The organism is Pseudomonas asiatica, from assembly GCF_009932335.1.
Classification (GTDB): domain Bacteria; phylum Pseudomonadota; class Gammaproteobacteria; order Pseudomonadales; family Pseudomonadaceae; genus Aquipseudomonas; species Aquipseudomonas asiatica.
Genome location: NZ_BLJF01000001.1, coordinates 1866993 through 1879983, shown reverse-complemented (window position 1 = coordinate 1879983; position 12991 = coordinate 1866993). Strand labels below are relative to the sequence as shown.

Annotated in this window: 13 protein-coding genes; 3 read left to right on the top strand and 10 right to left on the bottom strand. The window is 64.6% G+C overall.

Features of this window, described 5'->3' with window-relative positions; translation table 11 throughout:
* Positions 1–19: 19 nt before the first annotated feature.
* Together GYA95_RS08860 and GYA95_RS08855 are read right to left on the bottom strand one after the other, a co-directional pair.
* Positions 20–1975 (bottom strand): DUF1302 domain-containing protein, encoded by a 1956-nt coding sequence (locus tag GYA95_RS08860; RefSeq protein WP_015270236.1) that lies wholly within the window; start codon positions 1973–1975, stop codon positions 20–22.
* 74 nt (positions 1976–2049) lie between these two features.
* Positions 2050–2628 (bottom strand): RBBP9/YdeN family alpha/beta hydrolase, encoded by a 579-nt coding sequence (locus GYA95_RS08855; protein ID WP_015270235.1) that lies wholly within the window; start codon positions 2626–2628, stop codon positions 2050–2052.
* Between the two features lie 307 nt (positions 2629–2935).
* Between GYA95_RS08855 and GYA95_RS08850 the strand changes: the two genes are divergently transcribed.
* Entirely contained in the window at positions 2936–3994 is a 1059-nt protein-coding gene (locus tag GYA95_RS08850) for an AraC family transcriptional regulator (RefSeq protein WP_015270234.1), read from the top strand.
* A gap of 152 nt (positions 3995–4146) precedes the next feature.
* Here the strand turns inward: GYA95_RS08850 and GYA95_RS08845 are convergent, their stop codons facing one another.
* The 7 genes from GYA95_RS08845 to GYA95_RS08815 all read right to left on the bottom strand — a co-directional run bounded on the left by GYA95_RS08845 (position 4147) and on the right by GYA95_RS08815 (position 10581).
* Positions 4147–5157, bottom strand: a complete 1011-nt coding sequence (locus GYA95_RS08845; RefSeq protein WP_015270233.1) for a YeiH family protein — start codon at positions 5155–5157, stop codon at positions 4147–4149.
* Positions 5154–5480 carry a Rieske (2Fe-2S) protein gene (locus GYA95_RS08840; protein ID WP_015270232.1) on the bottom strand — a complete coding sequence of 109 codons (327 nt, stop codon included), beginning with the start codon at positions 5478–5480 and terminating at the stop codon, positions 5154–5156. Before GYA95_RS08840 ends, GYA95_RS08845 begins: the two co-directional genes overlap by 4 nt.
* Complete coding sequence (locus GYA95_RS08835) at positions 5477–6130, bottom strand: DsbA family oxidoreductase (protein ID WP_015270231.1); 654 nt, start codon at positions 6128–6130, stop codon at positions 5477–5479. Before GYA95_RS08835 ends, GYA95_RS08840 begins: the two co-directional genes overlap by 4 nt.
* Entirely contained in the window at positions 6127–7440 is a 1314-nt protein-coding gene (locus tag GYA95_RS08830) for an MFS transporter (RefSeq protein ID WP_015270230.1), read from the bottom strand. Before GYA95_RS08830 ends, GYA95_RS08835 begins: the two co-directional genes overlap by 4 nt.
* A 194-nt stretch (positions 7441–7634) precedes the next feature.
* Positions 7635–8684 (bottom strand): beta-keto acid cleavage family enzyme, encoded by a 1050-nt coding sequence (locus GYA95_RS08825; RefSeq protein ID WP_015270229.1) that lies wholly within the window; start codon positions 8682–8684, stop codon positions 7635–7637.
* A gap of 54 nt (positions 8685–8738) precedes the next feature.
* Positions 8739–9587: a TauD/TfdA dioxygenase family protein gene (locus GYA95_RS08820; protein ID WP_013972530.1), complete on the bottom strand. Its 849-nt coding sequence runs from the start codon at positions 9585–9587 to the stop codon at positions 8739–8741.
* Positions 9588–9600: 13 nt separating this feature from the next.
* On the bottom strand, positions 9601–10581 hold the full coding sequence (locus tag GYA95_RS08815) for a quinone oxidoreductase family protein (protein WP_015270228.1): 981 nt from the start codon (positions 10579–10581) through the stop codon (positions 9601–9603).
* Positions 10582–10810: 229 nt separating this feature from the next.
* Between GYA95_RS08815 and GYA95_RS27870 the strand changes: the two genes are divergently transcribed.
* A complete protein-coding gene (locus GYA95_RS27870; RefSeq protein WP_015270227.1) occupies positions 10811–11017 on the top strand; it encodes a hypothetical protein in 207 nt (68 codons plus the stop codon).
* Between the two features lie 166 nt (positions 11018–11183).
* On the opposite strand, the gene GYA95_RS08805 is transcribed toward GYA95_RS27870, so the two are convergent.
* Positions 11184–11603 (bottom strand): MerR family transcriptional regulator, encoded by a 420-nt coding sequence (locus GYA95_RS08805; protein WP_015270226.1) that lies wholly within the window; start codon positions 11601–11603, stop codon positions 11184–11186.
* Between the two features lie 111 nt (positions 11604–11714).
* Between GYA95_RS08805 and GYA95_RS08800 the strand changes: the two genes are divergently transcribed.
* Positions 11715–12950 (top strand): NADH:flavin oxidoreductase/NADH oxidase family protein, encoded by a 1236-nt coding sequence (locus GYA95_RS08800; RefSeq protein ID WP_015270225.1) that lies wholly within the window; start codon positions 11715–11717, stop codon positions 12948–12950.
* Positions 12951–12991 lie beyond the last annotated feature (41 nt).

The following is a 12991-nucleotide window of genomic DNA, read 5'->3' as shown; positions in this document are numbered from 1 at the left end:
AGGCTGTAGGAAACATGACTCAGAAGGTCGTCTTGACGGTCAGGTACAGGGCGCCACGGTCCTCGGTGGTGGCACCACCGCCGGAGAAGGAGGCGTAGCCGCCGCCGTAGCAGGTGTAATCCTGTTCGCCGTCCAGGGCGTTGGGGGTGCTGCCGTCGGTCTGGCCGTCCTTGCAGGCCTTGGTCTCACCGAAACTGTCGACGTACTTGAGGTCGACGAAGTACTGGTTGTAGATCGCGGCGCTTACGCCCACCGCATAGTTGCCAGTGTTCTCGGCGCCGCCGCCCTGCACCGGCGACACGCCGTCGAGGCCGACGTTGACCGACAGCGGCATGCTCAGGTCCATGCCCGGCAGCACCTGGTACCAGGTAGGGGTGAAGTTGACGGCGATGCCCCAGTTGTCGCGGGTGGCCTTGTCGATGCCGCGGTAGCTGCTCTTGCCCTTGTACAAGGCCTCGTTGTGGCTATCGAGTTTCAGCAGGTTGCTGTAGAACAGCTCGCCAAGCAGGGTTGCCGAATCGAACAGCGGCGTATCGCCAATGGTCATCAGACCGTTCAAGGTCCAGTGCAAGGTGTCGCCGGTGGCGCTCAGGCCGTCGCCATCCTTGGGTACGTCGTAGATCACCCCGCTGCTGGGCAGGCGTGCCGGCAGCAGGCCGAAGCCGCCGCCCAGGCCACCCTGGCCGGGGGCGCTGACGATTGCCGGGATGCTCGCCAGCGGCATGTTGTGGCGGATGTTCAGATCGCTGCCGACACTGATACCACCCACATCCTTGGACAGGCTCAGGCCATAGATGTCGATGTCGTCGGAATAGGCGAACTGGTAGGTAGTGCTTTGCAGCGAGTTGTACAGGTTGCCGACTGCACCTTGGCGGCTGCCCGGCGGGTTGCCGAACGGGCCGTTGGCGACGGTCATGCCGCGCGCGTCGAGCCAGGCCTGCGGGAGGATCTCGGAGGTCTTGCGGTAGTAGAAACCGAGGGTGCCGCCCAGCCACTCCGGCGACCACTTGGCCATGATGCCCCAGTCGCCGCTCTTGCCCGGTTTGAGGTCATGGCCACGGCGGATGGTGGTCAGCGCGCCGCGCACCGGGATCAGCCCCGGGGTGCCGGTGTGGCCGAGCAGGAAGCTTTGGGCGCCCTCGCCTACCACATCCGAGCCGCCATAGTAGGTACCGGCTTCGGGCAGGCGGGCGGCGTCCCAGTCGAAGAAGTACTGGGCCCCCAGGGTCAGTTCGGAGTTGACCAGGAACGAGGTCGACAGCTGGTTGCGCGGCACGAACAGCTCCTTGGCCTCGGTGCCCGGCGAGGCGGCCAGCTTGGCCAGGTCGAGGCCCGACTGGCCGTAGCTCAACGAGTGCACCGGGTTGAGCAGGGTTTCACCCCAGAACAGGTTGTGCTGGCCCAGCTTGGCGCTGACCTGCGAGGCCTCGCCAACTTCACGGCTGAAGAACACGAAGGCATCCAGCACTTCACCGGACGGGCCGCTGTAGTAACGCTGGGCGTAGTTGCTCAGGTGCGGGCTGCCCAGCGGCACACCAGTGCCAGGCAGGCCATTGAGGCTGGGGTTGATGCCGGACTGGTCACCGTTGCCGTTGACGAACGGGTTGCTGTTGGAGCCGGTGTTGTCATAGGCCTTGTCGTACCAGCTGGCGGTGCTGACGCGGAAGCCGGTGTTGCCTTGGTAGACCACATCCAGTTCGGTCAGCAGGTCGACCCGGTTGGTGATGTTGGTGCCGGCCTTGCGGAAGTTGTAGTCACCGTCGTTGCTGTTGGGCGTGCCCAGCATGCGCTTGTCGGCGCTTTCGGTGCGTACGCCGTAGTTGTACTTGACGGTGTTGTCGAAGCGCACGGCCCAGTTTTCATTACCGGTATCGACTTCGAACGCCTGGGCGGCGGGCAGCGTGAGCAGGCCGATGGCGCAGGCAAGCAGGCAGCGCTGTGGTTTCACAGCGCGGTAAATGCGGTGTTCTGGCATTACGATGGCTCCACGTATTGTTATTGTTTTTTTCGCCGCCCGTCTTTTGCGAGCGTGGCTGGGGCGTCCATGCGCTATTGCAGGTTGGGCTGGTCCAGTCGCTGGATGAAGGCCTCGGCCTGCGGCCAGGGGCCGAAGCCGGAGGCCGGGTTGAGGTGGCCGACGGCCCCCAGTGCGACCAGTTCGCTACCCCAGCCATGGGCCAGGGCGCTGGCTGCGGCAAAGCTGGCCAGGTGGTCGTTGCTGCTGGCCGCGACAATGCTGGGGAACGGCAGCAACTGCTGGGGCAATGGCGACCAGCCATGCTCGGCCAGGCTGGCCGGGCTCGGGTAGTGGGCCGGCCATTGCGCGTTCAGGTCGGGCGGCGCCGCCAGCAATGCACCCTTGATCGGCCGCCGGTAGCGCGCCGCCCAGTGGGCGACCATCAGCACGCCAGCGCTGTGCGCCACCAGAATCACTTCACCATGGATCTGGTCCAGCTCGCGCTGGATCGCCTCGACCCGGGCTGTGCAGCTCAGGCCGTCGACCTGCAGCGGCGGCACGCTGCGCACCTTGGCCAGGCGGCCTGCGAGCAGGGTCTGCCAGTGTTCGGCAACATGGTCGCGCAGGCCGGGGACGATCAGCACGGTGGCGGTGGTTTGCAGTTTTTCCACGGTGAACCTCGTGTGCGGTGTAGCTCTTGAGGTTCACAGTAAACAGCCCACCCACCGGGTGCTTCACATTGGGCGTCAGGGGCTTTTCATTTGATGACAATGGCCATGACGGGGCTTTGCTTTTCAATTCATGACACGCAGGCTATAAAACCAATCAGCCGCTCACTTTTTGTAGGAGCAGCCTTGTGCTGCGAAGAGGCCGGTACGACGAACATCACTGTTATGGCCTTTACGGCCTCTTCGCAGCACAAGGCTGCTCCTACAAAAAAGCAGCAGTTAGCCTGGAAAACATGGATAACAACAAAAAATGCCTGCCCTAGTCCGTGCCGCCAGCTTGACCAATTACCTTGAGGTGTCCCGCCACCTGGGCCTCAATCCCCATGCGCTGTTGGCACAGGTTGGCCTCAGCGCCGCGTTGCTCGAAGACCCCAATCGGCGTATTCCGGTTGCCAGCGTCATCGCTTTGCTGGAAGCCTCCGCCAGCGCCACCCGCTGCGAAAGCTTCGGCCTGCGCATGGCCGAGTTGCGGCAACTGTCGGACTTCGGCGAAATAAGCCTGTTGCTCAGCCACCAACGCACCCTGCGTGATGCACTGCAGGTGATCGTGCAGTACCGTCACCTGCTCAATGACGCCCTGGCCATTCATATCGAGGAAGCCGGCAAGACCGTGGTCATCCGTGAGGAGGTGATCAACGAACGCGCGCCCTGCAGCCGCCAGGCCACCGAGCTGGCCATCGGCGTGATGATGCGCCTGTGCGCCGCGCTGCTGGGTGCGCACTGGCACCCGATCAGCGCCAACTTCACCCACGCGCCTCCCGCCGACCTGGCCACCCACCGGCGCATTTTTGGCTGCACGCTGGTGTTCGGCAGCGAATTCAACGGAATTGTCTGCCCGGCCGCCGACCTCGACAGCGCCAGCCCGCAGGCCAACGAGGCCATGGCGCGCCTGGCGCAGCGCTATCTGGACAGCCTGCCGGCGGGCGGCACGCCGTCCCTGGAGCTGGAGTTGCGCAAGACCATCTACCTGCTGCTGCCCATGGGCCGCGCCACCATCGAACAGGTGGCACAGACCCAGGGCATGAACGTACGCACCCTGCAGCGTCGCCTGGAGGAAAGCGGGTTGACCTTCAAGGACCTGATCAACAGCGTGCGCCGTGACCTGGTGATGCGCTACCTGGAGAACCCCGGCTATTCGCTGGGGCGTATCGCCGACATGCTGGGTTATTCGATGCCCAGTTCGTTCACCCGCTGGTTTATCGCCCAGTTCGGCATGCCGCCGGCCAGTTGGCGGGCACAGCGGGCTGGCCCATTGGGGCTGCCATGCAGCCCATCGCCGGCAAGCCAGCTCCCACCTCGACCGTATTGACCTCACGCCATGCGCTATCCCTGTGGGAGCTGGCTTGCCGGCGATGAGGCCAGAACAGGTATGGTACAAACCCTCGACCCAGCGCGGGCCCTGTGGGAGCGGGCCTGCCCGCGAAGCAGGCGCCGCGGAGTGTTGTCACCCACGATCACTTTCTAAAGGCCCCAGTGCATCAACGCCAGCACCAAAAGCACAAGAAACACGCTCTCCCCCACCATCAGCGCAATGGGTTTCACCCCGACCGAGGCCAGCGCCTTGAGTTGGGTTTTCATGCCCAGGGCACTGATCGCCACCACCAGGCAGCCGCGCGACAGGTCGTTGATACCGCCCTGCACCGCGGCGGGTACCCAGCCTGTGCTGTTGACGCACGCCAGCAGCAGGAAGCCGACCGCGAACCAAGGCAGCAAGGGCGGCCGCTGGCCACCGGCCTCGAGGCCCTGGCGCCGGGTGATCATGGCCGCGCAGACAATGACCGGCACCAGCATGGCCACTCGCATAAGCTTGACCACGGTGGCAATGTCGCCGGTCTCGGTAGACATGCTGTAGCCCGCGCCCACCACCTGCGCCACGTCGTGGATGGTCGCACCGAGGAACACCCCGGCTTGCGCTGGGGACAGGTGCAGCCACTGGGCAATCATTGGGTACAGGATCATCGCCAGGGTCGACAGCGCCGACACGCCGATCACGGTGAACAGCGTTGCATGCTCCTTACGCGGGTGCTGGGGCAAGGCAGCTGCCAGCGCCAGCGCCGCCGAGGCACCGCAAATGGCCGTGGCACCGCCGGTGAGCATGCCGAACAGCCGTGAAAACCCCAGCGCCTTGGCCACCACCACCGAAACCAGGATGGTCACCACCACCAGGGTCACGACCAGGGCCACGGGCTTCCAGCCCAGGCTGGCAATCTGGTCCAGGGTGATGCGCATGCCAAGTAACGCCACGCCCAGGCGCAGTACCGTGCGGGCGGTAAACTCGATACCGGCTTTGCAGGGGCCATCGACCGCGAGAAAGTTCAGCGCCATCCCCAGTAACAAGGCAAACAGCATGACCGGCGCTGCGTAATGCTCACTGAGGAAACTGGCGGCCGCACCGACGATAAGGCTGACCACCACCCCCGGGGCGAGGGTGCGGATACGCTGATGGGTAGCGCCAAGTGCTAGTGTATTCATTGCCCCGCTTCCTCACTGTCAAACACGATGTAAAACTGCCCGCCCTGCTGCTCGACCGGGTAGCTGGCAACCTTCAAGGCCCTGGAATTGACCAGGTAGCCGCTGGCCAGGTCAAAGCGCAGGCCATGCGCGCAGCACTGGATGACACGGCCTTCCAGCCGGCCGCCACACAACGACGCGCCCTGGTGCGGGCAGCTGTCTTCGATGGCATAGAGCGAGTCGGCAACATTGAACAGTGCCACGCTGCGCCCTTCACAGGCCAACAGCACACGGCCGTCACGTTCCGGCACCTGATGGGGGGCCAATGCGATGCGCCGGGTCATGCCCTTTCAACCTCTTGCAGCGCTTCGGTCATGGCCGCATACAGCACCTCGGCAGGCTGCGCACCCGCAACGAGCGGCCCCTGATTGAAACGGAAACGCGGCACGGCACTGCCAGCGCGCCCGGCCCCATCGAGGAACGGGCTGCCGTCGTCACGCAGGCAGTCGACCACCTGCGCGGCATCCAGCCCGCAACATTGGGCGATGTCGAGCAAGGTGCGACTATCCCCCAGGTCGCGGCCCTGGTGGAAATAGGCGATGAACAGCTGTGCCAGCAAGGCTTCCAGCTGCGTTGCCTGGAGCAACTGAGCAGCCCGTTGCAGCAACCGATGGGCATTGCCGGTGTTGGGCATGCGGCGAATACGCGAGAAGTCGATGTCCTCGCCCACCACGCGGGCAGCGGCGCGCACCTGGGCCTGGCGCTCACGTACCGCTTCCTCGCTGCCCAGGCGTTGCAGATAGAAGGCATGGAACGGCACGCCACTGGCTGGCAAGCCAGGCAACAACTGCACACCTCGCCATTGCAGTTGTACCTGCACTTGCGGTTGTTCACGCTGCAAGTGCAAGAGCGCGGCCTGCAGGTGTCGCTGGCCAATCAGGCACCAGGGGCAGACGAAATCGAAGAACACTTCGACGGACAACAGCTGTTTCACGGTTTCAACTCCCGGGGTGCGGCAGCGTCGCCTGCCGGTGCATGCAGACGCTCCATGTCGCGGTGGTAATGACGTTTGGCAAGGAAAAACACTGCCGCCGCGCCGATGCTCATCAGCGGTACCAGCTGGAAGGCGGCATGCAAGCCGATCAGGTCGGAAACGCGCCCGGTGATCAGCGGCCCGGTCGCCAGGCCCAACAGGTTGTTGGCCAGGGTCAGGGTGGCAAACGCTGTGCCGTGCACCGAGGTGTGGGTGAGGTTGGCGACCATGGCACTGGACGGGCCGTTGGTGCCGGCGGCGATCATCATGCCCAGGCAGATCAGTACCAGTTGGGCGGTGCCGGCCGGTAGTGCGAAGGCGATGGACAACAGCGCGCAACTGCCCAGGCAGTAGGCGATGGCAAGGCTGATCTTGCGGTCCGGGCGCTGCCGCCCGAGGCGGTCGCAGAGCATGGCGCAGAGGATCATGCCGATGCCGCTGCACAGCACGATGACTGCGGCAATTGCCCCGGCGCGGTCGGTGCCCATGGCGTAATAGCGGTTCAGGTAGCTTGGCATCCACACGATCACGGTGCCGCCGACGAACAGCTGCAGCCCGCTGCCGACGTAGGCCGCGATGACCGAACGGCTGCTGTACAGGGTGCGCAGCGGGCGGCCGGCCTTGCCTTGCAAGTGCTGCGCGCACCGAGGCGCAATACGTGCCTCCTTGACGATCAGCGGGTACAGCATCGCCAGCACCAGGCCGAACAGCGCCATGCCGGCAAATGCCCAGCGCCAGCCCAGGTGCTGGGCCAGTACACCGCCCAGGGCCATGCCCAGCACCGAGCCGAACATGCCACCGGCCATGAACGCCCCGGCCAGGGTCGAGCGCATGTCGCGGGGGAACACGGCGACCACCACGGCGATGCCGACACTGCCGTAGGCAGCCTCGCCTACCCCGACCAGAAACCGCGCGATGAACATTTGCGGGTAGTTTTCCGCCAGGGCGCAGCCGAGGGTGGCCAGGCTCCACAGTACTGCCATCAGCACCAGGCTGCGCACCCGGCCGAAGCGGTCGGCCAGCAGCGACAGCGGGAAGGTCAGCAGGCCGACCATCAGCGCGACGATACCGCTGAGCAGGCCGAGCTGGCTGTCGCTCAATGCCCATTCGCCCTTGAGCAGCGGGAAAACCGCATTGAGCACCTGGCGCGACATGTAGTCGGAGATCAACAGCCCAAAGGTCAGGGCGAAGACCACCCAGGCATAGCGCCGGGGGACGCTGTGGGCGGTGTCGGTGCCGGAATCTTCGGCACTGGCGAGATAGGTGGCCATGTTGCCTCCTTGGGGTGATGTGGGTTTTTCTTGTTCTTATGTATTGGCACGCCCCCTGTAGGAGCGGCCTTGTGTCGCGATGGGCCGCAAAGCGGCCCCCGATTGAAGCGTCAACTCAACTATTGCCGGGGCTGCTGTGCAGCCCTGTCGCGACACAAGGCCGCTCCTACAAAGGCCGGCGCAGGCCAGTGAAGTCAGCGCTGCGGCACGCCCTTCACACCCGGCTGGCGATTCGGCGCCATGCCGTTGGCCTCGAGGGTCTGCTCGATGCTGTCGTACTGCTGCCCGATGCGGTAGATGGCGCGTGCTTCCTTGCCGCTGGCAATCTCGCGGCCCAGCTCATGGGCCACACGCACGGTCTGCTGGATCTGCTGCACCGAGGTGAAGCGCTTGCCATGCTGGTCGATGATGGTGTCTTCGTTACCGCAGCGTGGGTGCAAGCCCATGGCCAGGGCCATGGTGTTGAACGGCAGCACGTTCTTCAGCAACGATTCGGCGGTCAGGGTGCAGCCGTCCGGCGCGCGGTGGATGAAGTTGAAGAAGTTGAACGGGTTGGGGCCGTCGAAACCGCCGCCAATGCCGATCCAGGTCAGGTTCAGCGGGCCCATGTAGTCACCACGGCGGACGATGCGCTCGAGCGTCTCCAGGGCATGCATGCCGGTCAGCTGGAAATGCGGCTGGATGTTGCTGGCCTGCAGGCGGCGCAGGTGCTCGCGGACCCAGGCCGGGCCGGCCGGCACGGTCATTTCGCTGTAGGCGGCATGAATCGCCGGGCTGGCCAGCGAGGTGCCTTCCAGGTACTCGGGGTACAGCAACTCCATGATGTTCATCTGCGTGGTGTTGATGGCCACGGTCACCTGGTCGGGGCGCGGCGTCAGCTCGGCGAGCATGTGCCGGGTGTCGTCCGACAGCCACTTGGCCGCCTCGCCCTCGCTTTCCGGGGCGAAGGAAATCGATCCGCCAACCTGGATGATCATGTCCGGCACCGCTTCGCGCACCCCGGCGATCAGCTCGTTGAACTTGGACAGGCGCTTGGAGCCTTTGCCGTCCAGCTCGCGCACGTGCAGGTGCAGTACGGTGGCACCTGCCTCGTAGCAGTCGACAGCCTTCTGCACCTGCTCGTCCATGGTCAGGGGAATGTCTTCAGGGAAGTCTTCGGGCATCCACTCCGGCCCATAGGGGGCCACGGTGATCACCACCTTTTCCATGTTTTCCGGGTGCAACGAATCGTCGAAGAATTGCATGCTGTAGTCCTCGCTATTGTTATTGTGCGGTTGCCGCCAGCGACGGCGACGAATTCAGAACGTGGGGCTGCCCTTGATCCCGGCGCGCTCCATCTTGCGATGGCACGGCGGGTAGTCCATGACGGCGTAATGCTGTGTGCTGCGGTTGTCCCAGATCGCCACGCTGTTGGGCTTCCAGCGCCAGCGCACCTGGTACTCCGGCAGGTAGGCCTGGCTGATGAGGTAGCGCAGCAGGTCGCTGGCGCCGGGGTTGGCGTCCTGGCCGAAGCGCACCCGCTGCGGGGTGTGGTAGTTGCTGAAATGGGTGGTGAAGGCGTTGACGAACAGCACCTGCTCGCCGGTTTCCGGGTGGGTGCGCACAACCGGGTGCTCGGCATCGGGGAACTGCGCCTTCAGCGCCAGGCGCTTTTCCAGCGGCATGGCGGCGCCAAAGCTCGCCTCGATGCTGTGGCGGGCGCGCAGGCCTTCGATCTTGGCCTTCACATCGCCTGGCAGGTTTTCATAGGCCAGCACCATGTTCGCCCACATCGTGTCGCCGCCCACGGGCGGGCATTCGATGCAGCGCAGCACACAGCCCATCGGCGGGGCCTCGCGCCAGGTGGCGTCGGTGTGCCAGGCATTTTCATAGCGGTCGTTGGGCTGGTCCGGGCGCTTGTAGATCTGTACCAGGCCCGGATGCTCCGGGTCGCTGCCGGCCACCGGGTGGTCCTCCAGGTCGCCGAAGCGGCGGGCGAACGCCACGTGTTCGGCGCGGCTGAAGTGCTGGTCGCGCAGGAACAGCACACGGTGCCGGAGCAACTGCGCGCGAAGCTGGGCGAACAGGTCGTCGTCGTGGATCGCGTCGGCCAGGTTGACCCCACTTACCTCGGCACCGATCGCGCAGGTCAGTTGTTCGATGTGCATGCTGTTGCCCTCTTCAGATGACGAAGATCGACGAGCCGGTGGTCTTGCGCGCTTCCAGGTCACGGTGGGCCTGGACGGCATCCTGCAGTGCGTAGTGCTGATTGATCTCGATACGGATGCGCCCGCTGCCGACGTGATCGAACAGCTCACCGGCCAGGTCGGCCTTTTCCGCCGGGTCGGCGATGAAGTCGGCCAGTGCCGGGCGGGTGAGCTGCAGCGAGCCCTTGATCGCCAGCAACTGCGGGTCGAACGGCGGGATGGTGCCTGACGCCGTGCCGACGCACACCATCAGGCCGCGGCGCTTGAGCGAATCGAGCGAGCCCATGAAGGTGTTCTTGCCAACGCTGTCGAACACCACGTTCACCCCTACCCCGTCGGTCAGCTCACGCACGCGCGTGGCAACGTCCTCGACGCTGTAGTTGATGACGTGGTTGCAGCCATGGGCGCGCGCCACTTCGGCCTTGGCCTCGGTGGACACCGTGCCGATCACGTTAAGCCCCAGCAGCTGCGCCCACTGCGCGACGATCAGGCCGACCCCGCCAGCAGCGGCATGCAGCAGCACGCTGTCGCCGGGTTTGAAGTCATGCAGCCGACGCAGCAGATAGGCCGAGGTCAGGCCGCGCATGGTCATCGCGGCGGCGGTTTCGAAGGCGATGGTATCCGGCAGCTTGATCAGCGCGGCAGCAGGGATCAGGCGCTCGGTGCAATAGGCGCCCAGGGTGTTGAGGAAGCCGGTGTAGGTGACCCGGTCACCGACTGCCACCTGGGTCACGCCCTCGCCCACCGCCTCGACCACGCCGGCCGCTTCCACGCCAATGCCGTTGGGCAGCGGAATCGGGTAGGTGCCGTTGCGGAAATAGGTATCGGCGTAGTTCAGGCCCACCGCCACCTGGCGCAAGCGCACCTGCCCCGGGCCGGGCTCGCCGACCTCGGCGTCCTCGTAGCGCAGCACCTCGGGGCCACCGGTCTGATGGAAACGTACGACTTTGGACATGCTTGTCTCTCCAATCATCGATCTGGACGCATGGCGTCAGTTCTGGGTGATTGGACTGTATGCCCTTGATGTGCGGGGTGCTTCGCATCGGACGACAGCGGGTTTTCATTTGATGACAGGACGGGCGTCGACCTGCCGTTCAACAAAACGAGGTTTTATTCATGAGTATCCTTGATGGTTATCCATGGCCAGACTAATACTTAAGTCTCTGCCTGGGGAGGCACGAAAAATGCAACCAAGATTCGTTATCGTTCCCGCTGTGCCGATCGAAAAGGAGTCATTCCGCGTGGGTAGCCGCTATTACGCCGCTACCGTTTGTGGGGGGTTCGACATTTACGACAACCAAGCGAAGGAGCGGCTCAAGCCCAGCTATCCAAGCAGGTCGGATGCGCAGGTGCAGTGCGAGCAGCTGAACAAGCGCGGTGATGTAGGCTGATCGCGGCCGCAACTGTCTTACCCAGAATCCAGACGCCTGTGCGATCCCTGTAGGAGCGGCCTTGTGTCGCGATGGGCTGCGCAGCAGCCCCCGGATGTTGCGTTGATGCACAGATTGCCGGGGCTGCTACGCAGCCCATCGCGACACAAGGCCGCTCCTACAGGGGTCACGTGTTCGTGGCCTCGCCCTGCTGCCAACCGGCAATCAGGCGCTGGGCATTCTCCTCGCAATCCATCCCCTGCGGCTTGTCTTCCATGCCTGCAATAACCGCCAGCAACTGCGCGCGGTTGTGCGCCAGCCGCTGCTGCATCGCTTCGATCTCCGCCACCTTGCGCTTGAGGCTGCCCAGCAATAAATCATGCCCACCCGCCGCAGCCCCGGAGGCATCGGTTAGTTTGCGCATTTCTTCCAGGCTGAACCCGGCCTGCTGGCCGCAGGTGATGATCTCCAGCGCCCGCACCACCTGCTCCGGGTAATCGCGGTAACCATTGCCCAGGCGCCGCGCAGCAATCAGTCCGCTGGCTTCGTAAAAGCGGATACGCGATGCACTAAGCCCCGTGCGTCGCGCCAGTTCACCAATTTTCATTGCGGCAGCATTCCCCTCTTGACCTTAAAGCTGACTTTAACCTTAGCCTTTTCCCGAACCTAGCCCACGTGCGCAAAAACCGATGCGTGGCAACCCTTTCCGGAGATCGCCATGACGCCGTTCCAGCCCCTGCACCTGCCCAATGGCAGTGTCATCCCCAACCGCATCGCCAAGGCGGCGATGGAGGAAAACCTGGCCAACCCGGACCAGACCCCTTCCGACCAGCTGCTGCGCCTTTACCAGGCTTGGGCCAAGGGCGGTGCCGGGCTGTTGCTGACCGGTAACGTGATGGTCGACCCTGGCGCCATGACCGGCCCGGGTGGCGTGATGCTCGATGCCAGCCAGCCACTGCAACGTTTTCGCGACTGGGCGCGCATCGGCCGCGCCCACGGCGCGCAGTTCTGGATGCAGATCAACCACCCGGGCCGGCAGATGCAGGCCAACCTCGGCCAGCCCACCGTGGCGCCTTCGGCCATTGCCCTGGACATGGGCGATTTGTCAAAGCTGTTCCCCCTGCCCAAGGCACTGGACGAAGCCGAGATCGGCGCGTTGATCCAGCGCTTCGCCCGCACCGCGGCGCTGGCTGAAGAAGCTGGTTTCAGTGGCGTACAGATCCACGCTGCCCACGGTTACCTGCTGAGCCAGTTTCTTTCGCCACTGAGCAACCAGCGCCAGGATCGCTGGGGTGGCAGCCTGGAAAATCGCGCGCGGTTGCTGCTGGAGGTGGTCAAGGCCGTGCGCGAGGTGGTTTCGCCCGGTTTCGCCGTGGCAGTGAAACTGAATTCGGCGGATTTCCAGCGCGGCGGTTTCGAACCGGCGGATGCGCGCCAGGTAGTGCTGTGGCTGAATGAATTGTCGGTGGACCTGGTGGAGCTGTCGGGCGGCAGCTATGAGGCACCGGCGATGCAGGGTGATGCCCGCGATGGGCGTACCCTGGCTCGCGAGGCCTACTTCCTGGAGTTTGCCCGGGAAATCGCCGCTATCGCGAAGATGCCGGTGATGGTCACCGGCGGTATCCGGCGGTTGCCGGTGGTCGAGCAGGTGCTGGCCAGCGGTGTGGCCATGGCTGGGATTGCCACGGCGTTGGCAGTCGAGCCTGCCCTGCCCCGGCGCTGGCAGAACGGCGAGCCGACGGCAACCGCCGAACTGCAGCCCATTCGCTGGAAGCGCAAGGCCTTTGCCGCACTGGCCTACATGGCCCTGGTGAAATTGCAGATGCGCCGCCTGGCGGCCGGCAGCCGGCCCAAGGCGCATGCGTCGCCCTTGCGCGCCTTGTTGCTGGAGCAAGGCTACACGTTACTGCGGGTGCGGCAGTACAGGCGTATGATGAAAAGCCGAGCGGATTGATGGTGTGATCGCAGAGCCAGGCGTCGCACATTCGCGCTGGG